This is a genomic window from Microbacterium lacus (genome assembly GCF_002812805.1).
In the GTDB taxonomy this organism is placed as follows: domain Bacteria; phylum Actinomycetota; class Actinomycetes; order Actinomycetales; family Microbacteriaceae; genus Microbacterium; species Microbacterium lacus_A.
Genome location: NZ_NMUM01000004.1, coordinates 1 through 24,234 on the forward strand (window position 1 = coordinate 1; position 24,234 = coordinate 24,234).

Sequence of the window (24,234 nt, forward strand, 5' to 3'; positions counted from 1 at the left end):
CGGCGGTTTCAGGTGGCTAGTGCAACACCGTTGATCAGTTCGTTGATCATGTCAGCTGGTTTCCGGTAGCCCAAGGTGCGGCGTGGTCGGATGTTCAGCAGCCGCTGTGTCTCGGCAAGGTCGTCGTCGGTGACCTCGTTGAAGTTCGTGCCCTTGGGGTAGAAGTCACGGATCAGGCCGTTCGTGTTCTCGTTCGTGCCTCGCTGCCAGGGCGAGTGGGGGTCGCAGAAGAACACCTTGCAGTCGCTGGCGATCGTGAACGCGGCGTGCTCGGCCATCTCTGCGCCTTGGTCCCACGTGATCGTGCGAGTCAGCGTCGCGGGGAGTTCCGCGATCATGCTGGCAAGCACGTCGGTGACGGTCTTGCTGTCGCGCTGCCCCGGCAGCCGGCCCAAGAGCGTGAACCTGTGCTTGCGTTCGACAAGTGTCACGATCCCGGAGTTGCCGGGCCCAACGACGAGATCGCCTTCCCAATGCCCTGGCACCGCCCGGTCCTCGACTTCAGCGGGACGATCGGTCAGTCGTGCCCCGTCCAGCCAGGGGCGACTGGACCGGCGCGGCAGCTTCGACTGCGGGACCCGTGTTGTTCGTCCGGACCGCAACGCCTTCTCAACCGTCAGCTCGTGTCGTAACGCGCCCTTGCCTTGCACGTAGAGCGCCTGGTAGATCGTCTCGTGCGACACGTGCATCTCCGGGTTATCGGGAAACAGCAGCTTCAACTCGCCCGCGACCTGTTGCGGCGAGTACTTGTCGTTCAAGCGTGACACGACCGCCGCTCGCACCGCGGGCTGTTCCAGCTTTCCCGGCCGAGACCGCGGCCGCGCCGCTAACGCCCGATAATGCGCGATACGCGCGTCATAATGACGCGTCTCCCAGTGCTGCACCTGGTGCGCGCGGATCTCGCGAGAGACCGTCGAGGCCGACACCCCGAGCTCCGCCGCGATCCGTCGAACCGACAGCGGCGGACGCATCGCCAGACCCGCCTGGATAAGCGATCGGTCCGCCAGCGTGAGGCGCCGATACTCGCGATCACCACCCTCACCGATCACGGCATCCATCGGCATCGGCCGCGCACCACCGCCTCGACCCATCATCAGTTCCACGCCCGCGAGCCTGGCCCACAACTTCACCACGCTCATGCTGACACCCAGCGTCGGCGCGAACTCGAGCGCCGAGCGACCAGCAATCAGGCCGCGAACCGCCTCCGCGCGCATCGCCCACGGAACCTTCCTCGACACAACACCCTCCTCCATGAAGGCGTTGCGCTAAGAACCTGAAACCGCCCGCTCGGATCGAGCGTTCTGTGACAGTTCGAGCCCCAGGGCGCGGACTCAGCGCGCGAGGGCCTCGTCGATCAGAGCGATCAGGTCTTCCGTGCCTCGGCGCGAGCCGACGGATGCCGCGGCCGCACGCATCGCGTCGAGTCGGGCGGCATCGCCCAACAGCGGAACCACCTCCGCGCGCACCCGGTCGGCCGTGAACGACGCGTCGTCGATCAGCACGGCCGCACCCGCGGCAACCGCAGACGCCGCGTTCAGGCGCTGCTCGCCGTTGCCGACCGCGTAGGGAACGTAGACGGCGGGGATGCCGAGGGCGCTGATCTCGCTGACCGTCGCGGCGCCGGCCCGCGAGACGATGACATCGGCCAGCGCGAAGGCGAGATCCATCCGGTCCTCGTACTTCTTCACGACATACCCGGGCACACCCGGGTCGGACCAGTCCGACCGCTCTCCCGTCACGTGCACGAGCTGATACCCCGCGGCGAGCACATCGGCGTACGAACCCGCGAACGCCTCGTTCAGCCTCAGCGCACCGAGCGACCCGCCGAACACCAGCAGGGTCGGACGTGCGGGGTCGAGGCCGAAGTGCGCCGCGGCCTCGTCACGCAGTGCCGACCGGTCGAGGTCGACGATCTCGCGACGCAGCGGCATCCCGACGACGCGGGAGCGCCGCAGCGGTGTCCCGGCGAAGGCGACGCCGACTCCCGACGCGCTTCGTGCGCCGAGCACGTTCGCCAGACCCGGGCGCGCGTTCGCCTCGTGCACGACGAAGGGCGTGCCCGAGCGGCGCGCCGCGACGTAGGCCGGAGCCGACGCGTAGCCTCCGAACCCGACAACGACCGAAACATCCCGATCGCGGATGACCCGCCGCACGTGTCCGACCGCCCTCCGAAAGCGGGCCGGAAAGCCGATGGCCGCACGATCGGGCCGGCGCGGGAACGGCAGACGTTCGATCGTCAGCAACTCGTAGCCGCGGTCGGGCACGAGGCGCGCCTCGAGCCCCTCCTTCGTGCCCAGCACCAGAATCCGCGCCTCGGGATCCCGGGCACGTAGTCCGTCCGCGACCGCCAACAGCGGATTGACATGGCCCGCGGTTCCCCCGCCGGCCAGAAGATAGGTCGTCACGCCGAGACTTTACCTCGACGGGCCGCGGTCGCCCCGCCACGGATGCCGGTGCGGACGGTCGGAGCCGACGTCGGCAGTGTCCGAGCGAACGACAGCAAGACACCGCAGGCCATCAGCACCGAGAGCAGAGCCGTTCCGCCCTGCGACATGAACGGCAAGGGCACACCGAGAACGGGGAAGATGCGCAGCACGACACCGATGTTGATGAGCGCCTGCCCGACGATCCAGATCGTGATGCCGCCCGAAGCGATCCGGATGAACGGGTCGTCGGTCTTGCGGATGACGTGGAAAGCACCGACCGCGAACAGCGTGAAGAGCCCGAGGATCACGATGCAACCGATGAGACCGACCTCTTCACCTACGATCGCGAAGATGTAGTCGTTGGCGCGGGCGGGCAGCCACCCGTACTTCTCTTTGGAGTTGCCGAGACCCAGCCCGAAGATCCCGCCGCCGGCCAAACCGAACACGCCGTGCATGGCCTGGTAGCAGTCGTTGAAGTAGTCGCAGTCCTCGTTCATGAAGCTCATGATGCGGCGCATGCGGTTGGGGCTCGCGACCGCCATGTAGGCCACGTAGGCCGCTGCACCGATGAGCGGCAAGAGGAAGATGCGCAGCCGCACTCCCGAGAAGAACAGTCCACCGAGCACGATCAGCACCAGGATCATCGCTGTTCCCAGGTCGTGCCCCGCCATGACGGTCGCGATGACCGCCGCCGAGACCGGGACGAGCGGGATGAAGACGTGGCGCCAGAGACCCAAGAGGGTCTGTTTGCGGTAGAGGACGTACGCGACCCAGAGGGCGAGCGAGAGCTTGAGGAACTCGGATGGCTGGACGGTCTGCCCTCCGATGGAAATCCAGTTGCGGTTTCCGAGGATCTCGACGCCGAGTCCGGGAACGAAGACGAGCAGTTGGAAGAGCGTCGCGAATCCGAGCAAGGGCCAGGCGATCTTCTTCCAGAACCTGACCGGGAAGCGCGATGCCACGAACATCAGGGGGATGCCGATGACGGCGAACACACCCTGTTTGATCAGCGATTCGAAGGGGCTCTGACCCTCGGCTGTCGCGGACGCGGTCGTGGCCGATAGCACCATGACCAGCCCGAAGCCGGTCAGCAGCAGAGCGGTCGATGCGATGAGGAGGAACTCGCTCGGTACGGGAGCGAATACGCGTCCGAGCGAAACCCGCGCCGCGAGTCCTCGGGGTGGGGGCGCGTCGTCAGGCTGTTGCGCCGCCCGCGGGGGGCGTGTCGGCGTCCGAGTCGCCATCCGTCTCCCCTGCCTGCGCTTCGTCCCGGTCGGGATTCGTGCTGTCCCGTTCGGATTCCGTGTCGTCATGCGCGGAATCGAGTCCCCCGACGTGCTCGCGAACCGCGTCCGCGAAGCGCGTGCCCCGCTCGGCGTACCCGCTGAACTGGTCGAAGGATGCCGAAGCCGGAGCGAGGAGCACGACGTCTCCCGACGTCGCGATACCCGCCGCCCGCTGGACGACACGCCTCATGACCTCTTCAGTCTCACCGTGCTCCACCTCGAACACGGGCACGTCCGGGGCGTGTCGCGCGAATGCCGCGACCACGTCATCGCGCAGACGTCCGATCACGATCGCCGCCTTGACCGCGCTCCCCCGCCCCGCGACGAGCGGCCCGATGTCGACGCCCTTCAGCAGACCCCCGACGACCCAGATCGCTCCGGGATAGGCCGAGAGTGAGGATGCCGCGGCGTGCGGGTTCGTCGCCTTCGAATCGTCCACCCAGGTCACACCGGCATGGTGCGCGATGACCTCGATCCGATGCGGGTCGAGACGGAACGTGTCCAGCGCGTCACGGATGGCGGCCGGCTCGACTCCCGCGGCGCGCGCGAGGGCCGCCGCTGCCAGGATGTTGGCGACGATGTGCGGCGCGATCAATCCGACCGTCGCGAGACGTTCGAGGGTCGTGAGCTCGAGAGCGCTCGATCGGCGCTCGTCGAGGAAGGCCCGGTCGACGAGGATGCCGTCGACGATGCCGACGTCGCTCGGTCCCGGCACGCCCAGGTCGAACCCGATCGCCCGTGCACCCTCGACGACCTCGGCGTCCTCGACCATCTCTCGCGTCGCGATATCGGCCTTGTTGTAGACGCAGGCGACGCGGGTGTTGCGGTAGACGACGCCCTTCGCCCGGCGATACGCGTCGAAGGATCCGTGCCACTCAAGGTGGTCGTCGGCGAGGTTCAGGCACACCGACGCGAGCGGGAAAGGCTGTCCCTCCGGCTCGGCCAGGGACAAATACCAGAGCTGGTGACTCGAGAGTTCGACGACGAGCGCGTCGAACCCGGCGGGGTCGCGGATCGCGTCGAGTACGGGCACCCCGATGTTTCCGCAGGGCGCGGCGCGCAGACCGCCCTCGACGAGCATCGTCGCGGCCAGTCGGGTCGTCGTGGTCTTGCCGTTCGTCCCGGTGATCAGGATCCAGTCGGCGGGCGAGCCGTCCGGCCGCGCAACCTTGTCGCGCACCCGCCACGCGAGTTCGATGTCGCCCCAGAGCGGGACGGATGTCTCGAGGGCCCACCGCACGACGGGGTGTCCCGGCGCGAACCCGGGCGACGCCACGATCACGTCGGGCGCGAACTCGACGATGCGGTCGGGCACGGCGCCGAGCGGACCCACGTGCAGCTCGGCCCCGATCACCGGTAGCAGGCTGGCGTACTCCTCGGCCGCCGACTCGGTCGCGACGAGGACCTCCGCGCCGAGCTCGGTGAGGGTGTCGGCGACCGAGAATCCGGTCTGGGCGAGGCCCAGGACGACGACCCGAAGGCCCTTCCAGTCGGCGTTCCAGCTGGTGAGCTCGGCGAGCGGGGCGCTCATGCCCGCGTCAGCCACTCGACGTAGAACAGGCCGATGCCCGACACGGCGAGCATCCCGGCGATGATCCACATGCGCACGACGATCGTGACCTCGGACCAGCCGCGCATCTCGAGGTGGTGGTGCAGCGGGCTCATCAGGAACAGCCGCTTGCCACGCGTCGCCTTGAAGTACGCGCGCTGCAGAATGACCGAACCCGACGCGATGACGTAGACGCCGGCGACCAGCACGACGAGCAACTCGGTGCGCGTCAGGATGGCCATCGCGGCGATGACGCCACCGATCGACATGGACCCGACGTCGCCCATGAAGAGCTTCGCGGTCGGCGCGTTCCACCACAGGAAGCCGACGAGCGCGCCCACGAAGGAGGCCGAGACGATGGCCAGATCGAACGAGTTCGGCGTGTCGTAACAGGCCGCCAGGACGGCCGGGGTCGGCCCCTCGCCGGTGCAGACCTGTTGGAACTGCCAGAAGGCGATCAGGCTGTACGCACCGACGACGAAGATCCCCGCGCCCGCGGCGAGACCGTCCAGCCCGTCCGACACGTTGACGCTGTTCGACGTCGCGACGCCGATCAGCGAGAGCCACGTGAGGTACAGGATCCAGCCGATCACCGGACCCAACGCCATGAACGACAGCACCGGGATGTCCCGGAACAGCGAGACATACGCCGACGCCGGAGTCTGGTCCCACGCGTTCGGGAAGTTGAGGGCGACGATGCCGAAGGGCACCGCGACCAGTACCTGGCCGACGATCTTGCGCCACCCCGACAGCCCGAGGCTGCGCTGGCTGCGGACCTTCATGTAGTCGTCGATGAAACCGACCGCGCCGAACCCGATCATCATCCAGATGACGAGCAGACCCGAGATCGTCGGAGGGTTGCCGCCCGTGAACCCGCCGATCAGATACCCGACGATGGTGCCGACGATGAAGATCAGGCCGCCCATCGTGGGGGTGCCGCGCTTCTGCCCGTGGCTCGGGTTCTCGATCGCCTCGGGCGTGCGGATGACCTGGCCCCAGCCCCACTTGCGGAACAGCCGGATGAAGACGGGCGTGAGAAAGAGCGTGAACGCCAGAGAGATCGCTGCCGCCGTCAGAAGGGATCTCACGAGAACGATTCTCCCAGACGATCGCCGAGGTGCCGGAGCCCCGCCGCGTTGGACGACTTCACCAGCACGCGGTCGCCGTCGCGCAACTCCCCCGACAGATAGTCGTAGGCGGCATCCGCGTCCGGGAAGAAGACGGCCTCGCCGTCCCACGAGCCCTGCGCGATGGCCTCGAGGAACATGCGCCGCGCCTCGGTGCCGACGACGACGATCCGTTGGATCCCCAGCCGCACCGCCAGGAGCCCGACGCGGTCGTGCTCGTCGTCGGCGTACTCGCCGAGCTCGCTCATCGCACCGAGCACGGCGACCGTGCGCTGGCCCGGGCCGGTGATCTGCGCGAGGGTCCGCAGAGCGGCGGACATCGAATCCGGGCTGGCGTTGTAGGCATCGTTGATGATGCGCACGCGGTCGTTGCCGAGCGGCTGCATCCGCCAGCGCTCCGCGAGTTCGACCGTCTCGAGCCGCTCGACGCACGTGCGCAGCGGCACCCCGATACGCGTCGCGACCGCGATCGCGGCGAGGGCGTTGGGGACGAAGTGCTCGCCGAGAACGCGCAGTCGCAGCGGTACCGTGACTCCCCCGGCACTCACGTCACACGTCGTGCCGTCGGCGGACACCTGGATGTCGTCGGCCCATACGTCGGCGTTCGCCCCGCGTCCGAACCACACGACGTCGACCTCGCGGTCGCGGGCGATCGTCGCCATCCCGGCAACGCGCGGATCGTCGGCGTTCAGCACGGCCGTGCCCCCCGCTCGCACCGCCTGGACCAGCTCGGACTTGGCGGCGACGGTCGCCTCGATGCCGCCGAACCCTCCGGCGTGCGCCATGCCGACCATCAGCACGACGCCGATGTCGGGCGTGACGAGCCCCGCGAGGCGGGCGATCTCGCCCGGCGCGCTCGCACCGAACTCACACACGAGATACCGCGTGCTGTCGGTCACGCGCAGCATCGTCAGGGGGGCACCGACCTCATTGTTGAAGGATGCGTGGGGCCAGACGGTCTCGCCCTCGTCGCGCAGAATGCGGGCGACCAGGTTCTTGGTGGTCGTCTTACCGTTCGATCCCGTGATGCCGACGACCGTGAGATCGCCGCGCTCGCGGACCGACGCGACGACGTGTCGGGCCAGATCCGCCAGGGCACCGACGACGCTCGGCACGACGACCTGCGTCATCGGGATGTCGACCGAGTGTTCGACGAGGGCCAGCACGGCCCCGCGGTCCTGCGCCGTGCCGACGAACAGGTGCCCGTCGGTCTCGGCACCGGGCTTGGCGGCGAAGATGCCCCCCGGCTCGATCAGTCGGGAGTCGGTCTCGACCGTTCCCTCGACGACCGACTCGGGGGTGTCAGATCCGGCCGTACGCAGATCGCCCCCGGTGACTCGGGCGATCTCGGCATACGTCAGCGCGATCATGGACACTCTCCCTGGACAGTGGGCTGTGGGCGGCGCCCGCGCGACAATATCGGTGCGTGGGCAGGATTACTGGTACTTGGGCAGGATCTCGGGCCCCGGCGTGCTGGACGGAAGTACCCGATAGGTCTTCAAGACCTGGGTCATCGCCTTCTGGAAACCGGCGGCATTGGCCGAAGACATCCTATTCTTCTTCGGCTCGTCGAGCGTGAAGATCACCACGTACTTCGGGTCGTCCGCCGGCGCGAAACCGGCCAGCGTCGTGTAGAAGATGCCCTGCTTGTACCCGCTGCCGTCTTCGTTCGCCTTCTCTGCCGTACCCGACTTGGTCGCCATCCGGTAGCCATCGATCGCGAGCACTTTGTGGTTCGTGACCTGCTGGAACACGTTCTCGAGCATGAGCGTGACGTCGGCCGCGGTCTCGGACGAGATGACCTGTTCGGGCTCCCCGAGGTCGGGCTCGATGACCTCTCCCGAGGCCGTGGTGCACGACTCAACGAGGCTCAGAGGCATCCGTACGCCGTCGTTCGCGATCGTCTGATAGACGCTGGCGACCTGCGGGACGGTGACCGTGAAGGACTGGCCGAAGGTGGTCGTGTAGTGGGATGCCTGGTCCCAGGGAGCGTCGTGCAGGATGCCCGTGCGCTCGCCGGGAAAGTCGACCTCGGTCTTCTCGCCGACACCGAAACGCTCCAGGTAGTCGTGACGCACGTCGTCCGACACCAGTGTGCCGAACTTGGACAGAGCCACGTTCGAGGAGTCGACGAGCGCGCCCGTCATCGTGTAGTTGTACGACGGGTGCGAGAAGACGTCGTTGACCGTGATGTCGCCCGGGAGCGTCTCGCGGCCCGATGCCGGAAGCGTCGGGGTGAGCGGCGTGACCCCCGCGGAATCGATGATCGTCGCGGCCGTCACGGGCTTGAAGGTCGAGCCGGGCTCGAACTCGTACGTGAAGATGCGGCTGCTGCGATCGCTCTCGGCGGACGCGTTGACATCGTTGGGGTCGACCGTCGGGTACTCGGCGGCCGCGCGGATCTTGCCCGTTTCGACCTCGAGGACGAATGCGGTGCCGTAGTTCGCCTGCTGGTTCTGGACCTCTTCGGCCACCATCTGTTGCAGGTACCACTGCAGGTCACGGTTGATCGTCAGCTGCAACGTTCCGCCGTCCTCGGCGGGCGTCTCATCGAGGGTGCCCGGGATGACCACGCCATCCTTTCCCCGCTCGTACGACTGCGCACCGTCCACACCTGACAGGCAGTCATCTTCGGAGAGCTCCAGACCCGCGAGCGCTTCGCCGTCGGACCCGACGAATCCCAGGAGATTGCCGCCGACGGCCCCATCGGGATAGGTACGAGACGGATGCTCGGACGTGGTCAGGAACGGCAGGTCGAGGGCGACGAGGGCCTGATACTGGTCGGTGCTGAGCTTCGTCGCGATCTGCGCCCACTGCGAGTCGGCGTTGGCAGCGAGCGCATCCGCGACAATCTGCTGCACCTCTTCGGGAGTCTGACCGGTGATCGCAGCGATCTGCGCCGCCTGTTCGGGCCAGACCTGCTCCACGGTGCGGCCATCGCTGAACTCCTGGTTGAGGATGTTCTGCGGGTCGACCTGCGCGTCGTACAGCATCGTGTTGCCCGCGAGCACCGCCCCGGTTTCATCGACGATCGTGCCACGCGCTGCCTCGAGCTTGTTGCTCGCCACCATCCCGACGCCGGCCGAGTCGGCACGGTGGTCGTCCGCGTTGACGACCTGGATGTCGACCAGACGCACGACGAACACCCCGAGGATCGAGAGGACGACCGCAAGGGCGACCACGGTGCGGCGGCGGGGGGAACGTGTGGTGCGTGTAGTCATATGTGGGTCGCCGCGTTTCGTATGTCGATTCCGGAATTCTCGGTGTCAGTCTCGGTGTCAGCGGGTCTGGGGGGCGGGCAGCCCCTCGGAAAGAGCGGGTGGACTGGTGACGACCGCGTCGGTCGGTGCGACCGGGTCCTCGGGCAGACCCTCGATCGTCGCGTCGGGGGCGGTGACGAGAGGCGCCGTCGCAACGAGCGAGTTCGCCACGCTTCCGCGTCCGATCGCATCGACGGTCGACTGCCACGGCGCGGCTGCACCGCTGCCGAGGATCGCGCCGTCGGAGAGGCGGAGGTATGAGGGGGCCTCGTTGATGACCATGCCCAGCGCAGAAGCGTTCGCGGCCAGGTATTGAGGCGAACTCAACCCGACGAGCTGCTGGTTCAGCGACTGACTCTCGTGCTGCAGCGCTTTCACCTGCTGGGTCAGTGCCTGCTCTTCGTAGACGCCCTGGGTCATCGCGATCGAGATTCCCATCTGCGCCGCCGCGATGGCGACAGCGCCGCTCAGCGCGATGATGGCATACGCCAGCCGCGGTCGGCGGCGGCGCGCGGGGGCAGCCTCAACGGCACGCAGGCGATTGCGTTCAGGACGCGTCGCCGTGCCCGGAACGAGGGGAAGGGCGGTGGTTGCGAGGCTCATGCGGCCCTCGCTCTCTCTGCGGCGCGGAGTCGGACGGGGGTGGCGCGCGGGTTGCGTTCGCGCTCGTCCTCGGGTGCGAGCTCCGCACCCTTGACGAGCAGACGGAACTTCGGTGCGTGCTCGGGAAGCTCGACGGGCAGACCCGAGGGTGCCGTCGACGCCGAGGCATCGGCGAAGGCACGTTTGACGATGCGGTCTTCGAGCGACTGATAGGCCAGCACGACGATGCGGCCCTTCACAGCAAGAAGCTCGAGGGCCGCGGGAATGGCACGCTCCACGGCGACGAGTTCTTCGTTGACCTCGATCCGGAGGGCCTGGAAGACGCGCTTCGCGGGGTGCCCGGCGCGCTGGGCGGCGGCCGGTGTCGCGGCGACGAGCACCTCGACGAGCTCACCCGAGCGCAGGATCGGCGCTTTGTCGCGGGCCGCGACGATGAAGCGTGCGTAGCGGGCGGCGAGCTTCTCTTCGCCGTACCGCTCGAAGATCGCCCGAAGCGCTCCCTCGGGGTAGGTCGCGATGACGTCTGCGGCGGTGGGGCCATCCGTCTGATCCATCCGCATGTCGAGCGGCGCATCCCGGGAGTACGCGAAACCTCGGTCGGACTCGTCAAGCTGCAGCGACGAGACGCCGAGATCGAAGAGGATCGCATCGACCCGGTTATAGCCGACGGATGCTGCGGCTTCGGCGATGCCGTCGTAGACCGTGTGCACCAGGCTCACGCGGTCGCCGAAGCGGGCAAGCCGTTCGCCGGCGAGCCGGAGCGCGTCCGTGTCGCGGTCGAGTCCGATCAGGCGAATGTCGGGAAAGCGCTCGAGGAAAGCTTCGGAGTGCCCACCCATTCCGAGGGTCGCATCGACCAGCACGGCGCCGGGGCGCTGCAGGGCGGGGGCGAGCAGCTCGATGCAGCGCTCGAGCAGAACAGGGGTGTGGCGGTCTCGGGTTTCCATGATGAGGGGGCCGGACCCCGGGTCCTGATCCCCATCCGCTCCGACCTGGCACCGGGGAAGTGTGTCAGGGCGTGGCGGCTGGGAGTCAGGACCAGGGGGCGTCAGAAGAGGCCCGGGATCACCTCCTGCTCCAGATCGGAGTACGACTCCTCATTGGCGGCGGCGTAGGAGTTCCAGGCATCCGCGTTCCAGATCTCGGCGTGAGCGCCGACACCCGTGACAACGAGTTCCTTCTCCAGACCGGCGTAGGCGCGCAGGTGCGTGGGAACCGTGATGCGGTTCTGCGAGTCGGGCATCTCGGCGCTCGCGCCCGAGAGGAACATGCGCAGAAAGTCTCGAGCCTGCTTGTTGCTGAGCGGCGCCTCGCGGATGCGCTCGTGCACACGCTCGAACTCGGCGGAGCTGAAGACGAAGAGACAGCGGTCTTGACCGCGGGTGATGACGACGCCACCGGCGAGGTCTTCGCGGAACTTCGCGGGGAGGATCACGCGTCCTTTGTCGTCGAGCTTGGGGGTGTAGGTGCCGAGAAGCATCGACGTGTACCCCCCTTCGCCCGGCCCGCCTCAGGTATGGCCCCACGTTACTCCACTTCCCTCCACTTTCCTACGTTTTTGCACCACTAATACGAGTGAGAGCGTCCGCACGACCGAACATCCGAGAGGAACAAGGTCCCCCGATCGTCGAGAAAGGCCCCCGCTGGACCACTCGAGGACACGTCATTCCTCTCGGATGTTCGTGGAATGACGCGGAAGTTCGGACCCGAATGCGAAAGCGCGCACAAAAAAAGGGGCCGACCCGAAGGTCGACCCCGAAGAGTGGAGAGAGGTGGAGGACTAGTGGCCGTCCTGGCGCCGATCCCATCGATCGTTCATACGATCCATGAAACTGACCTGGGTTGCGCGGCGCGGAGCACTCGGGCTTCCCGGGGCGGGCATCCGCGTGATGTCGACCCGTGTCGGTGTGAGAGCGAGGACAACGCCCCCGAGCATCGCGACGAAGCCGAGGATTCCGACGACGATCAGCTGTGTGGCGACACCCGCCACGAGCGCACCGATTCCGACGAGCACGATGATCGCACCCAGAGTGACATTGCGGTAGTTGATGGCGCGGCCCTCGCGGTCCGAGCTGACGACATCGGCGTCGTTGCGCAGAAGGTGGCGCTCCATCTCATCGAGAAGGCGCTGCTCCTGTTCAGAGAGTGGCATCGGTCCCCCGTTGGGTTCTAAAGATTGCGCCTCAGTCTACTCGCGGCGCCGGTTACTAGGCTAGGCCCGTGCAGGGTTCCCCAGACGCCATCCAAGCGGTTTCACAGCGACTGGAGAGATTTGTCTCGGCTCGCGTCGACGAGGCGGCAGACGCCGGTCCGCTCGCCCGTCCGATTCTCGAGCTCTCCGCGGCGACACTGCAGGGCGGAAAGCGTTTGCGTGCAGCCTTCTGCTACTGGGGATGGCGATCGGTGACGGATGCCACGGGCACCGACGAGATCGTCGCTGCGGCCGCGGCGCTCGAGGTTTTCCATGCCGCAGCACTCGTGCACGACGACATCATCGACAACTCCGACACGCGTCGCGGACACCCCGCGACGCACCGCGCGTTCGAGGGCGCCCATCTTGCCGGCGGATGGACCGGCGACGCCGCCGCGTACGGTCGATCCTCCGCGATCCTCGCCGGTGACCTGCTTGTCGCGTGGAGCGACGACCTCTTCGAGGAGGGGATAGCCGATGCGCCCGCCGATCGCGCACGAGCGGCACGCCGCCGCTACGCGGAGATGCGGCGCGACGTGACGGTCGGGCAGTACCTCGACATCGCGGCGGAGACCGTGCCCGCCCCTGACGCCGAGCAACTCGGCCGGGCGCTCCACGTGGCCTCGTTCAAGTCCGCACGCTACTCGGTCCAGCAGCCCCTCCTCATCGGCGCGGCGATCGGCGGCGGGAGCACCGAGCAACAGGAGGCGCTCCGCGACTTCGGCCACCCGATCGGGATGGCCTTTCAACTGCGCGACGACGTCCTCGGGGTATTCGGCGACTCGGCTGCAACCGGCAAGCCGAGCGGGGATGACCTGCGTGAGGGCAAGCGCACCGCACTCATCGCCTTCGCGCGGCAGGAACTCCCTGCATCCGTCCGCCGCACGCTCGACGAATTGCTCGGCGATCCCGACCTCGAGGACACCCAGGTCCGGATGCTTCAGGACACCATCCGCGACAGCGGAGCCCTTGACCGGGTCGAGGATCTCATCGCGTCGTACACGCGCGAAGCGGACCGCGCCCTCTCGGGCGCTCCGCTCGACAACGCCTCGGTCGGTGCGCTCCGCGATCTCGCTCGCGCGGCCGTTCACCGCGTGGCGTAGTCGTTCACCGCATGGCGGGGTAAGTAACCGCGTGGCGGAGACGTCACCCGGGGCCGGCGATCGCGCGCTCAGCCGAGCGACGGGGTCAACCCAAAGACTGGGCGATGCGGCGGACTTCGCTCTTGCGGCCAGCGCGGAGCACCGCGATCGGTGCCTCGCCCATGGTCTCTTCGGTCTCGAACAGCCACTCGACGACCTCGTCGGTCGAGAAGCCCCGATCGAGAAGCACGATGATCGTGCCGCGCAGCGAGGACAGGGGCCGATCATCGACCAGGAAGTCCGCGGGGATCTTCAGTGCACCGTCGACGCGCATCGCGACGAGATGGTGGTCATCGAGTAGGCGCCGGACGCGGCCGGGCGTTTCGCCCATCAACTGGGCGACGGCGGGAAGGGGCAACCACTCGATGGTGGAGGCCCAGGCGGGTGTCTCACTCACTCAGACAGTGTGTCACGACCGAGGGGGTGACTTCATGAGGGCTCCCGGTTGAATGTAGGGGCTGACTCGTTCACTCGGCCAGGAGCGTCCGTCACCTCTTCAGTCACATCAGCAACATCTTCCCCACATATCACTTCTGTTGACTTTCGTTGACAGCCGTGACAGCGTTTCAGGAGTTTGATCGAGGGGAAACATCCGTGCGCAAGTCACTCAAGACGCTCGTTCGTCCGAACCGTGCGCACTTCACCGTGCCCGCCGCCCTGATCGGCACGCTGGCGGCGACGCTCGTCGCCACGCCGCCCGAGGCTGCGCCGATGACCAGCGAACGTGAACCGCGTCCGCACTGGCGGGGTGTGCCCGCTACCCCTTCGGTGACGACGCACGTCGTCGCCGCGGGCGAAAGCGTCTGGTCTGTCGCGACCGCACACGGCCTCCGCCCCGCCGATGTCCTCGCGTGGAACGGCCTCGACTGGTCTTCGGTCATCCGCCCGGGTCAGGTCCTGAACCTGACCGCACCGGCCGCAGCACAGGTTGCGCCCACCCCCTCCGCGCCCACGATGATGTCGCATACGGTCGTCGCCGGCGATACTCTCACCGGCATCGCTCAGAGACACGGCATCAGCCTGCAGACCCTGTTCGACGCGAACGGGCTCGGCTGGAGCTCGGTGATCTACCCCGGCCAGACCCTGAACGTTCCGGGCGTCACGACCGCCGCCGCGGTCGCGCCCGTCGCCGCCCCGGCACCGGCGCCCGCACCCGCGGCACCGCAGACCGCGCACACCGTCGCCCGCGGCGACACACTGTCGGGCATCGCGAAGAAGTACGGCGTGACGCTCGCCGCCGTATTCGAGGCGAACGGCCTCGGCTCGGGCTCGATCATCTACCCCGGCCAGGCCATCACCGTACCCGGCACCGGTGCGGCACCCGCCGCCGCGGCGACACCGGCGACACCGGCGGTCGCGGCATCCGTCGACGGGCTCGACGCGGAGCAGATCGAGAACGCACGCCTGATCATCCAGGTCGGCCGCGAACTCGGCGTCTCAGACCGCGGAATCGCGATCGCCCTCGCCACTGCGATGGTCGAATCCTGGATTCGCAACCTCGATTGGGGTGACCGCGACTCGCTCGGCCTCTACCAGCAGCGACCGAGCACCGGCTGGGGCTCCCCCGATGAGATTCGCGACGCATCCCGTTCCATCCGTGTCTTCTACGGCGGCCCGTCCGACCCGAACGGCAGCCGCACGCGCGGACTGCTCGACATTTCGGGCTGGGAGGGCATGGGCTTCTCGCAGGCCGCGCAGGCCGTGCAACGCTCCGCATTCCCTGACCGCTACGCCGCCTGGGAGGGCGCTGCCTACCAGTGGATCGCCGCACTCGGATGACACAGTTCCGCCTCGCCCCGAGGGTGAGGCGCTCCCGGGGCACGGGCCGTAGCTTCCGTAGACTTCATTCGTGAGTACGAGCCAGCAAGCCGACCCCCTGATCGGGCGGCTTGTCGACTCTCGGTACCGCGTCCGCGCGCGGATCGCCCGCGGCGGCATGGCAACCGTATACGTGGCCACCGACCTGCGGCTCGAGCGACGCATCGCGCTGAAGGTCATGCACGGGCACCTGAGCGACGACGCGGTGTTCCAAACCCGCTTCATCCAAGAGGCCCGCGCGGCAGCTCGACTGGCCGACCCGAACGTCGTCAACGTCTTCGATCAGGGCCAGGACGAGGGCATCGCCTACCTCGTGATGGAGTACCTGCCGGGCATCACGCTGCGCGAACTGCTGAAGGAGCAGAAGAAGCTCACGGTCGCGCAGACGATCACGATCATGGACGCGACGCTGTCGGGCCTCGCCGCCGCGCACCGCGCCGGCATCGTGCACCGGGACGTCAAACCCGAGAACATCCTGCTGGCCGAGGACGGCCGCATCAAGATCGGCGACTTCGGTCTCGCACGCGCGACGACCGCGAACACCGCGACCGGCCAGATGCTGATGGGCACGATCGCGTACCTCGCACCCGAACTCGTCACCCGGGGTCAGGCCGACGCCCGCAGCGACATCTACGCGCTCGGCATCATGCTGTACGAGATGCTCGTCGGCGAGCAGCCCTACAAGGGCGAACAGCCGATGCAGATCGCGTACCGCCACGCGACCGACACGGTGCCGAGGCCGAGCGCGAAGAATCCGCAGATCCCCGAGCCGCTCGACGAACTCGTGCTGTGGGCGACGGAGAAGAATCCGGATGACCGTCCGGACGACGCATCCGTCATGCTCGATCGCCTGCGCGAGATCGAGCGCGACCTCGGCGTCGCACCCGCCCCGACGCGGGCGACCGTTGCGATCGGAATCCACGACGACAGCAATTCGGGCGAGCTCACGAAGGTCATGCCTTCGGCTGCGGCCCTCACGACGACCATCACACCGGATGTCGACAACGGCACGCTGCTGCGTCGCCGCGCCGGTCGGCGTCGCGCGCGGGGCGCCTGGTTCGCGGTCCTGGTGATTCTGCTCGCGGGACTCGCGGGCGGTGCCGGGTGGTGGTTCGGCTCGGGTCCCGGCTCGCTGGTGGCGGTTCCGGATGTCGCGGGTCAGACATTCGAGGATGCCTCCGCGCGATTACTGCAAGACACGCTCGTAGCTCTTCAGGGCGAGGGTGAACACAGCCTCGATGTCGATGCGGGACTCGTGTTGTACACCGATCCCGGACCCGGCGAGCGGGTCGATAAGGATGCGACCGTTTCGGTCGTCCTGTCGCTCGGACCCCAGCCGCACGACCTGTCGGCGCTCGCGGGCCAGCCCGAGGACGTCGTGCGTACGACGCTGAGCAGCGTCAACATCGAGGTGGGCGAAAGCGTCAACGAGTTCACGGATGCCGCATCCGGAACGGTTCTCGCCGCTCTTGCGCAGCCCGTGACCGGGGACCCGTTCGACGTCTCGAATGGCGGCACGGTGCTGGAGGGCAGCACGATCACTTTGACCGTCTCGCTCGGGCCGGTTCCACCCGTGGAGGGTCTGAGCGTGGAGGCCGCGACATCCGCTCTGCAGGGTGTCAACCTGCAGGTCTCGGGGACGCGCGAAGAAGAGTTCTCGGATGACATCGACTCGGGCGACGTCATCGCGATCCGCGGTCAACCGGACGGTCGCAACTGGCGCCCGGGCGATACCGCAACGCTCGTCGTCTCGAAGGGCCCGCAGCCGTACCCGATCCCCGACGTTCGCGATCTGACCCGCGACGAAGCGCGCGAAACACTCGAGGATGCGGGCTTCACAGTCGACTTCGCGCCATTCTGGAACGCCTTCCCCAACGCGCTCACGCGGGTAACGGGCACCGACCCCGCGACGGGCGCTGAGCGCCCGCTCGGCACCTCGGTCTACCTGCAGATCACAGCCTCCGGCTGACACCCTACCGAACGACAGCGCGCGAGACTTCACCTATGTCTCTTTCCTGAGCCAGAAACGTGACATAGCTGAAGTCTCGCGCTTCGGGTCAGACGCTGAGGGCTCGGCGGACGCGGGCAGCCAGTGCGGGCAGACCGGGGCCGAGGTCGTTGGCACCGACGAGGATGGGGCGAAACCCGGCGTCCTGGAACAACTGCACACGCCGCAGATCCTCGAGCCACTGACTGCGGTCGAGCCGGTGATGATCGCCCTGGTACTCCAGAAGCACGCGCGCCTCGCGATATCCGAGATCCGCGTGGCGGAGACCCTCGACGGTCATCACGGGGAACTGTACCTCTGGTTCGGGCAGCCCGTGCGCCACGAGCCCCAGGCGCAGGAATGTCTCTTGCGACGAATCCACCGGGCGGCGAATCTGACCGATCGCGAGCGTGAGAGCCTTCGCCCCGCGCTTGCTCCGGTGGCGGGCGAGCGCCGCTCGAAGATCAGCCATCGTGCAGAGCGGATACCGCCTGCCGTAGCTTCGCGGCCCGCTCACGAGGTAGTCCCCGACGGCGACCAGCCAATCTGCAGACAGACTCCGCCGGTGCCCGGTGAGGGGATCCCGCCCGAGGGAACCAGGTACCGCGAGTTGCGTCCAGACCTCGGCGGGAGCGACAAGGGGAATCTTGTCCTGCATGCCATGCGGGACGTCCGCGTCCTCGGTCTCCCAGCCGACGACACCTTCACGTCGCATCGGTGCCGAATCGGCGATCGAGAGCACGTGCAACGGTTCATCCTCAAGCTCGCGCGAGGGCAGCGGCATCCCCCAGATCCGAGCCGCCGTGAGGTGGCTGAACAGCTGATCGGTCCCGAGGAGGGGGCGCAGATGCTCGCTCCGCTCAAGCACATCGCGTGAGCTTCTTGCTGGGACGTATAGTCCGCGGTGGGGTCGAAGAAGATCGCTCGCCCGCAGCCGACTTCTCGGTACCTCGGCGAGCACGGCTTCAGCGTACGAGAATGGCCCACGCGCGAGGCCTTCCGGAAGCGAACGTGGGCGCAGCATCTCCTGAGAATGGCCGACCTGCCCGCTTGCGCTCCCAAGTTCTCCACAACGCGGGCGCCATCGCGCGCGAGACTTCAGCTATGTCACAAAATGTGCCCAAAAACGTGACACAAGCGAAGTTTCGCGCGCCGCGGGGACCAGGGGTCAGCGCTTCTCGAGCTCCTCGGCCACGAGGAAGGCGAGCTCGAGGCTCTGCATGTGGTTCAGGCGCGGGTCGCACAGGCTCTCGTAACGCGTGGCCAGGGTCGCCTCGTCGATCATCTCGGAGCCGCCCAGGCACTCGGTCACGTCGTCGCCCGTGAGCTCGACGTGGATGCCACCCGGGAACGTGCCGACGGCGCGGTGGGCGTCGAAGAATCCGCGCACCTCGTCCACGACGTCATCGAAGCGACGCGTCTTGTAGCCGGTCGGCGTCGTGATGCCGTTGCCGTGCATCGGGTCCGTGACCCACAGCGGGGTGGCGCCCGAATCGCGGACGGCCTCGAGCAGCGGCGGCAGGGCGTCGCGGATCTTGCCTGCACCCATGCGGGTGATGAACGTCAGGCGTCCGGGCTCGCGCTCGGGATCGAGCTTGTCGATCAGCTCGAGCACGGTCTCGGGGGACGTCGTGGGCCCGAGCTTCACACCGATCGGGTTGCGGATCTTCGAGAAGTAATCGATGTGCGCGCCGTCGAGGTCGCGCGTGCGCTCGCCGATCCACACGAAGTGCGCCGAGGTGTTGTACGGCGTTCCGGTGCGCGAGTCGATACGCGTCATGGGGCGCTCGTAGTCCATGAGCAAGCCCTCGTGGCCCGTGTAGAACTCGACGCGGCGCAGGTCGTCGAAGTCGGCGCCCGCGGCCTCCATGAACTTGATCGCGCGGTCGATCTCGCCCGCGATGCGCTCGTAGCGCTGGTTGGCCGGGTTCTCGGCGAAGCCCTTGTTCCAGCTGTGCACCTCGCGCAGGTCGGCGAAACCACCCTGCGTGAATGCACGGATGAGGTTCAGCGTCGAGGCGGCCGTGTGGTAGCCCTTGAGCAGGCGTGCCGGGTCCGGCTGACGGGATGCCTCCGTGAAGTCGTACCCGTTGACGATGTCCCCGCGGTAGGCCGGGAGCGTGACCTCGCCGCGCGTCTCGGTGTCGCTCGAGCGCGGCTTGGCGAACTGACCCGCCATGCGACCCATCTTCACGACCGGCATCGACGCGCCGTAGGTCAGCACGACCGCCATCTGCAGCACCGTCTTGATGCGGTTGCGGATCTGCTCGGCCGTCGCACCCGCGAAGGTCTCGGCGCAGTCACCGCCCTGCAGCAAGAACGCATTGCCGGAGGCGGCACGCGCGAGGCGGTCGCGCAGGATGTCGACCTCTCCCGCGAAGACGAGCGGCGGAAGCGTTGCGATCTCGGCCGAGACAGCGGCGACGGCATCGGCGTCGCGCCACTGCGGCTGCTGTTTGATGGGCAGGGTCCGCCAGTGATCGAGGGGGTCAAGCTGCTGAAGCATCCGCTCAGTCTATCCGTGTGGCACACGCTCAGGATGCCGCGGCAACCTGCCCCGGACCGCTGCGGGATCCGCGTCACCGTGCGCGGGAGCGACGCTCAGCGTCGGGCGGCGAGGCGGTCCTTGACCGTCGAGGCGTAGACGTCCTCGTAGTACTGCTCGCCCAGCCGCTGAAGCGCGACCATGATCTCGTCCGTGACGGACCGCAGCACGTAGCGATCGCCCTCGAGCCCCGCAAAGCGGGAGAAGTCGAGCGGTTCGCCGATGACCACGCCAACACGGCCGATACGCGGCATCCGTTTTCCGATCGGCATGATCGTGTCGGTGTCGACCATCACGACGGGAATGACGGGCACGCGCGCCTCGAGAGCCATGCGCGCGATACCGGTGCGGCCGCGGTACAGCCGCCCGTCGGGACTGCGTGTGCCCTCGGGATAGATGCCGAGGAGATCGTCGTTCGCAAGCACCGAGAGCCCGGTGTTCAGGGATGCTTCGGATGCCTTGCCGCCCGAGCGATCGATCGGAATCTGACCCGTGGCCTTGAAGAACACCCGCGTCGCCCAGCCGCGGATGCCACGTCCCGTGAAGTAGTCGCTCTTGGCCAGGAATGACATCTGCCGGTCGATCATGAGCGGTAGGAACACCGAGTCGGCGAAGGACAGGTGGTTGCTCGCGAGGATCGCACCGCCCTCGACCGGGATGTTGCGACGCCCGACGATCCAGGGGCGGAAGATCGCCTTCAGGAGCGGCCCGATCACGATGTACTTCATCAGCCAGTAGAACACCGCTCACTCACCGTCCCGGTTGTCTGCACGGCGAGCGAGGTCGGCGACCCCGATCACGCCCGCATCGTTGGTCAGCTCGGCGATCGCGAACTCGGCGAGCGTCCGGTGGTTGGCAGCGGGCAGGGCCGAACGGAATGCCTCGCGCACGGGCCCGAGGAGCCGTTCGCCGAGCATCGATACTCCCCCGCCGATCACGAAGATCTCGGGATCGAGAATGGCGGCGAAACTGCCACACGCCTCGCCGAGCGAGACGGCGACGCGATGCACGGCTTCCAGAGCCCCCGGGTCGTCGACGCGCACGAGGTCGGCGATCGCCGCTCCGGGGATCTGCCCATCGGCGCCCCGACGCGCGGCGAGGGCCGCCCCGATTCCGGATGCCTCGGACTCGGCGATCTCGCCGGCGATACGGCGCAAGGCATGTCCGGATGCGTACTGCTCGAGGCATCCGCTCCGGCCGCACCCGCAGGGCAACCCGTTCGGGATGAGGCGCGCATGTCCCAGCTCGCCGCCGATCCCCAAGCCGCCGCGCGATAGCTCACCGTCCGTGATGATCGCGCCACCGACGCCCGTCCCGAGAGTGATCATCGCCACCGAACCGCGACCGCGACCGGCGCCGAAGCGATACTCGGCCCAACCGGCGGCATCCGCGTCGTTCTCGAGCACGATCGGGACCCCCGCGAGCTCGGCGATCCGATCGCGCAGGGGTTCGTCACGCCACGCGATGTTCGGCGAGAAGCGCATGATCGTGCGTTCGCGATTCATGAATCCCGCGGCTGCCACGCCGACCGCTCTGATGGCGGAGTCGGAACGCAACTCGCGGATCATCGCGGCTACGGCCACCTCGATGTCGCGCGGGCTCTCGGGGGTGTCGACGCGGAGCGCGCGCGTGATCGCGCCCGATCCATCGACCACTCCCCCGGCGATCTTGGTTCCGCCGATGTCGATGCCGATCGAAAGCACTCCCACACCCCTTCGCGACCTCGTGCGGCCACGGACGGCCTCGTGCAGTCTAGCCGCGCACACGCCCGCGAACCGGGTCTCGAATCCCTGAGACCGAGTATCACCAGAGGGTAGACTCAGCCTGAAGCCGACAACACCCCGGTGCCAAAGGAGCTGCCGATAATGAGTGCCGTCCAATTCGAGGTCCCCGCAATTGTTCCCGCGGACCCGAAAGCCAATGTGACCCACCTGCTCGAAGATCGCGTCGCGGCAACGCCCGATCTCGCGCTCTTCGCCGTGCCGCAGGGCGAGGGGTGGCGAGACATCACCGCGGCGGAGTTCCGCCGTCAGGTGATCGCCCTCGCCAAGGGATTCGCCGCGTCCGGGATCGAACCCGGCGACAAGGTCGGATTCCTCGCACGCACGACGTACGAGTGGACCCTGGTCGACTTCGCGTTGTTCTACGCGGGCGCCGTCATGGTTCCGATCTACGAGACGAGTTCTCCTCACCAGATCCAGTGGATCCTCGAGGACTCGGGTGCCGTGGTCTGCATCGTTGAAGCTGCCGACCATGCCGCTCGTCTCGACGAGGTCCGCGGCGACCTTCCCCTGATCCGCGAGGTCTGGCAACTCGCCCTCGGGGCGATCGACAAGCTGACTGAGCTGGGCGCATCGGTCCCCGACTCCGAGATCGAACGCCGCCGCGGTATCGCGCAGGGGTCGGACATCGCGACCCTCATCTACACCTCGGGCTCAACGGGACGGCCGAAGGGATGCGTGCTCACGCACAGCAACTTCGTCGAGTTGTCGCGTAACTCGGCCGTCGCGCTGAAAGAGGTCGTGCAGACGCCCGGCGCGTCGACGCTCCTCTTCATCACCACGGCGCACGTTTTCGCGCGTTTCATCTCCATCCTCGATGTGCACGCGGGTGTGAAGACGGGTCACCAGCCCGACACGAAGCAGCTCCTCCCCGCGCTCGGATCGTTCAAGCCGACGTTCTTGCTCGCGGTTCCGCGCGTCTTCGAAAAGGTCTACAACTCGTCCGAGCAGAAGGCCGAGGCAGGTGGCAAGGGCAAGATCTTCCGGGCCGCCGCGGACGCAGCGATCGAGCACTCGAAGCTCCTGCAGGACGGGAAGAAGATCCCGCTCGGGCTGAAGATCAAGTTCGCGCTGTTCGACCGGCTCGTCTACAGCAAGCTGCGGGCTGCCATGGGTGGACGCATCCAGTACGCCGTCTCCGGTTCGGCCCCCCTCGGACCGCGACTCGGCCACTTCTTCCACAGCCTCGGCATCGTGATCCTCGAGGGCTACGGCCTGACCGAGACCACCGCCCCGGCGACCGTGAACCTCGCGACCAAGTCGAAGATCGGCACCGTCGGCCCCGTCCTGCCCGGCGTCGGAGTCCGCCTCGCCGAGGACGGCGAGGTCGAGGTGCGCGGCATCAACGTGTTCAAGGAGTACTGGCGCAACCCCGAGGCGACCGCCGCGGCGTTCGACGGTGAGTGGTTCACGACCGGCGACATCGGAACGTTCGATGACGAGGGCTTCCTGACGATCACAGGACGTAAGAAAGAGATTATCGTGACCGCGGGAGGCAAGAACGTCGCTCCCGCCGCGCTCGAGGACCCGATCCGCGCCAACCCGATCGTCGGACAGGTCGTCGTCGTCGGCGACCAGAAGCCCTTCATCGCGGCCCTCGTCACGCTCGATTCCGAGATGCTGCCGACATGGCTCGCGAACAACGGCCACGGCACGATGACCCTTGCCGAAGCTGCTCAGCATGATGCCGTGCGTGCTGAGGTGCAGCGGGCGATCGATACGGCCAACACCCATGTGTCTCGTGCAGAGTCGATCCGCAAGTTCACGATCCTCGAGAGCGAGTGGACCGAGGCAAGCGGGCACCTCACGCCGAAGATGTCGATCAAGCGCAACGTCATCGTCGGAGATTTTGCGGACGACATCGCCGAGCTCTACCGCGAGCCGGTCGCAACGACGAATCTCACGATGCCGTAGCGCATTTCGACTCGCTGCGCTCGCTCAACGAACGATCCCCCGGTCGTTGAGCGAGCCGCAGGCGAGTCGAAACGACGGCCTCACGGTCACTGAACCGTCGAGACGACTGCCTAGAACCAGGATGACTCGCGCACCTCGCGCATCGCCAATCGGCGACGCTCCGGGGTGAGTCGATCGAGGTACAGCGTGCCGTCGAGGTGGTCGGTCTCGTGCTGGAGTGCCTGGGCGAGCAGCCCCTCGCCCTCGAGCACGACGGGCTCGCCGTCGACGTCGATACCCTCCACGCGCGCCCACGGGTACCGCAGCGCCGGATGCCACAGTCCCGGAACCGAGAGGCATCCCTCGTCCACCGGCTCCGGCTCGCCGCGAACCTCGACGAGAACGGGGTTCAAGACATATCCGATATCACCGTCGATGTTGTAGCTGAAGGCGCGCAGACCCACGCCGATCTGCGGGGCAGCGACCCCGGCACGCCCCGGCGGCTCGACCGTGTCGAGCAGGTCTCGGACGAGCGCGCGCACGCTTTCGTCGATTTCGCCGATCTCGCTCGAGCGCGACTTCAGCACGGGATCGCCGAAGAGACGGATGTCACGCACAGCCATAGT

At 67.5% G+C, this 24,234-nt stretch carries 21 protein-coding genes; 4 read left to right on the forward strand and 17 right to left on the reverse strand.

Translation table 11 applies throughout. The features are described from left to right. Window positions 1-8: 8 nt before the first annotated feature. The 11 genes from CGU34_RS00160 to CGU34_RS00210 all read right to left on the reverse strand — a co-directional run bounded on the left by CGU34_RS00160 (window position 9) and on the right by CGU34_RS00210 (window position 12,403). Complete coding sequence (locus tag CGU34_RS00160; protein WP_440344722.1) at window positions 9-1,214, reverse strand: IS30 family transposase; 1,206 nt, start codon at window positions 1,212-1,214, stop codon at window positions 9-11. A 117-nt stretch (window positions 1,215-1,331) separates the two neighbouring features. Beyond that, window positions 1,332-2,405 carry a UDP-N-acetylglucosamine--N-acetylmuramyl-(pentapeptide) pyrophosphoryl-undecaprenol N-acetylglucosamine transferase gene (locus CGU34_RS00165; protein WP_036296429.1) on the reverse strand — a complete coding sequence of 358 codons (1,074 nt, stop codon included), beginning with the start codon at window positions 2,403-2,405 and terminating at the stop codon, window positions 1,332-1,334. Further along, window positions 2,402-3,670 (reverse strand): putative lipid II flippase FtsW, encoded by a 1,269-nt coding sequence (ftsW, locus tag CGU34_RS00170; protein ID WP_081766170.1) that lies wholly within the window; start codon window positions 3,668-3,670, stop codon window positions 2,402-2,404. The genes CGU34_RS00165 and ftsW overlap by 4 nt, the downstream gene beginning before the upstream one ends. Continuing rightward, window positions 3,621-5,243: a UDP-N-acetylmuramoyl-L-alanine--D-glutamate ligase gene (murD, locus tag CGU34_RS00175; protein WP_081766171.1), complete on the reverse strand. Its 1,623-nt coding sequence runs from the start codon at window positions 5,241-5,243 to the stop codon at window positions 3,621-3,623. Before murD ends, ftsW begins: the two co-directional genes overlap by 50 nt. Continuing rightward, the gene (gene mraY / locus CGU34_RS00180) at window positions 5,240-6,349 is read right to left on the reverse strand and encodes a phospho-N-acetylmuramoyl-pentapeptide-transferase (protein WP_036296431.1); all 1,110 of its coding nucleotides are present in this window, start codon (window positions 6,347-6,349) and stop codon (window positions 5,240-5,242) included. Before mraY ends, murD begins: the two co-directional genes overlap by 4 nt. Further along, window positions 6,346-7,758 carry a UDP-N-acetylmuramoyl-tripeptide--D-alanyl-D-alanine ligase gene (locus CGU34_RS00185; RefSeq protein WP_100812883.1) on the reverse strand — a complete coding sequence of 471 codons (1,413 nt, stop codon included), beginning with the start codon at window positions 7,756-7,758 and terminating at the stop codon, window positions 6,346-6,348. The genes mraY and CGU34_RS00185 overlap by 4 nt, the downstream gene beginning before the upstream one ends. A 66-nt stretch (window positions 7,759-7,824) precedes the next feature. Beyond that, window positions 7,825-9,609, reverse strand: a complete 1,785-nt coding sequence (locus tag CGU34_RS00190; protein ID WP_100812884.1) for a peptidoglycan D,D-transpeptidase FtsI family protein — start codon at window positions 9,607-9,609, stop codon at window positions 7,825-7,827. A 57-nt stretch (window positions 9,610-9,666) separates the two neighbouring features. Then, window positions 9,667-10,251: a hypothetical protein gene (locus tag CGU34_RS00195; protein ID WP_100812885.1), complete on the reverse strand. Its 585-nt coding sequence runs from the start codon at window positions 10,249-10,251 to the stop codon at window positions 9,667-9,669. Then, window positions 10,248-11,198 carry a 16S rRNA (cytosine(1402)-N(4))-methyltransferase RsmH gene (rsmH, locus tag CGU34_RS00200; RefSeq protein WP_051513100.1) on the reverse strand — a complete coding sequence of 317 codons (951 nt, stop codon included), beginning with the start codon at window positions 11,196-11,198 and terminating at the stop codon, window positions 10,248-10,250. The genes CGU34_RS00195 and rsmH overlap by 4 nt, the downstream gene beginning before the upstream one ends. A 101-nt stretch (window positions 11,199-11,299) precedes the next feature. Beyond that, window positions 11,300-11,731: a division/cell wall cluster transcriptional repressor MraZ gene (gene mraZ, locus CGU34_RS00205; protein WP_036296439.1), complete on the reverse strand. Its 432-nt coding sequence runs from the start codon at window positions 11,729-11,731 to the stop codon at window positions 11,300-11,302. A gap of 300 nt (window positions 11,732-12,031) precedes the next feature. After that, a complete protein-coding gene (locus CGU34_RS00210) occupies window positions 12,032-12,403 on the reverse strand; it encodes a DUF3040 domain-containing protein (protein WP_036296441.1) in 372 nt (123 codons plus the stop codon). Between the two features lie 68 nt (window positions 12,404-12,471). Between CGU34_RS00210 and CGU34_RS00215 the strand changes: the two genes are divergently transcribed. Further along, on the forward strand, window positions 12,472-13,545 hold the full coding sequence (locus CGU34_RS00215) for a polyprenyl synthetase family protein (protein WP_051513102.1): 1,074 nt from the start codon (window positions 12,472-12,474) through the stop codon (window positions 13,543-13,545). 85 nt (window positions 13,546-13,630) lie between these two features. Here the strand turns inward: CGU34_RS00215 and CGU34_RS00220 are convergent, their stop codons facing one another. After that, window positions 13,631-13,981 (reverse strand): Rv2175c family DNA-binding protein, encoded by a 351-nt coding sequence (locus tag CGU34_RS00220; protein ID WP_036296443.1) that lies wholly within the window; start codon window positions 13,979-13,981, stop codon window positions 13,631-13,633. Between the two features lie 248 nt (window positions 13,982-14,229). Between CGU34_RS00220 and CGU34_RS00225 the strand changes: the two genes are divergently transcribed. After that, a complete protein-coding gene (locus CGU34_RS00225; RefSeq protein WP_051513114.1) occupies window positions 14,230-15,363 on the forward strand; it encodes a LysM peptidoglycan-binding domain-containing protein in 1,134 nt (377 codons plus the stop codon). A gap of 70 nt (window positions 15,364-15,433) precedes the next feature. Beyond that, complete coding sequence (pknB, locus tag CGU34_RS00230; RefSeq protein ID WP_036296447.1) at window positions 15,434-17,371, forward strand: Stk1 family PASTA domain-containing Ser/Thr kinase; 1,938 nt, start codon at window positions 15,434-15,436, stop codon at window positions 17,369-17,371. Between the two features lie 88 nt (window positions 17,372-17,459). On the opposite strand, the gene CGU34_RS00235 is transcribed toward pknB, so the two are convergent. The 4 genes from CGU34_RS00235 to CGU34_RS00250 all read right to left on the reverse strand — a co-directional run bounded on the left by CGU34_RS00235 (window position 17,460) and on the right by CGU34_RS00250 (window position 21,637). Beyond that, complete coding sequence (locus CGU34_RS00235) at window positions 17,460-18,257, reverse strand: hypothetical protein (protein WP_051513104.1); 798 nt, start codon at window positions 18,255-18,257, stop codon at window positions 17,460-17,462. A 300-nt stretch (window positions 18,258-18,557) separates the two neighbouring features. Beyond that, window positions 18,558-19,895 carry a class II 3-deoxy-7-phosphoheptulonate synthase gene (locus tag CGU34_RS00240; RefSeq protein ID WP_036296448.1) on the reverse strand — a complete coding sequence of 446 codons (1,338 nt, stop codon included), beginning with the start codon at window positions 19,893-19,895 and terminating at the stop codon, window positions 18,558-18,560. 95 nt (window positions 19,896-19,990) lie between these two features. Then, window positions 19,991-20,677, reverse strand: coding sequence for a lysophospholipid acyltransferase family protein (locus CGU34_RS00245; protein WP_036296450.1), 687 nt, complete (start codon window positions 20,675-20,677; stop codon window positions 19,991-19,993). Window positions 20,678-20,680: 3 nt separating this feature from the next. Further along, window positions 20,681-21,637 carry an ROK family glucokinase gene (locus tag CGU34_RS00250; protein WP_036296452.1) on the reverse strand — a complete coding sequence of 319 codons (957 nt, stop codon included), beginning with the start codon at window positions 21,635-21,637 and terminating at the stop codon, window positions 20,681-20,683. 162 nt (window positions 21,638-21,799) lie between these two features. Here CGU34_RS00250 and CGU34_RS00255 point away from each other — a divergent pair, with 162 nt between their 5' ends. Beyond that, window positions 21,800-23,629 (forward strand): AMP-dependent synthetase/ligase, encoded by a 1,830-nt coding sequence (locus CGU34_RS00255; RefSeq protein ID WP_036296454.1) that lies wholly within the window; start codon window positions 21,800-21,802, stop codon window positions 23,627-23,629. A gap of 110 nt (window positions 23,630-23,739) precedes the next feature. On the opposite strand, the gene CGU34_RS00260 is transcribed toward CGU34_RS00255, so the two are convergent. Further along, a complete protein-coding gene (locus CGU34_RS00260) occupies window positions 23,740-24,231 on the reverse strand; it encodes a peptide deformylase (RefSeq protein ID WP_036296455.1) in 492 nt (163 codons plus the stop codon). Window positions 24,232-24,234 lie beyond the last annotated feature (3 nt).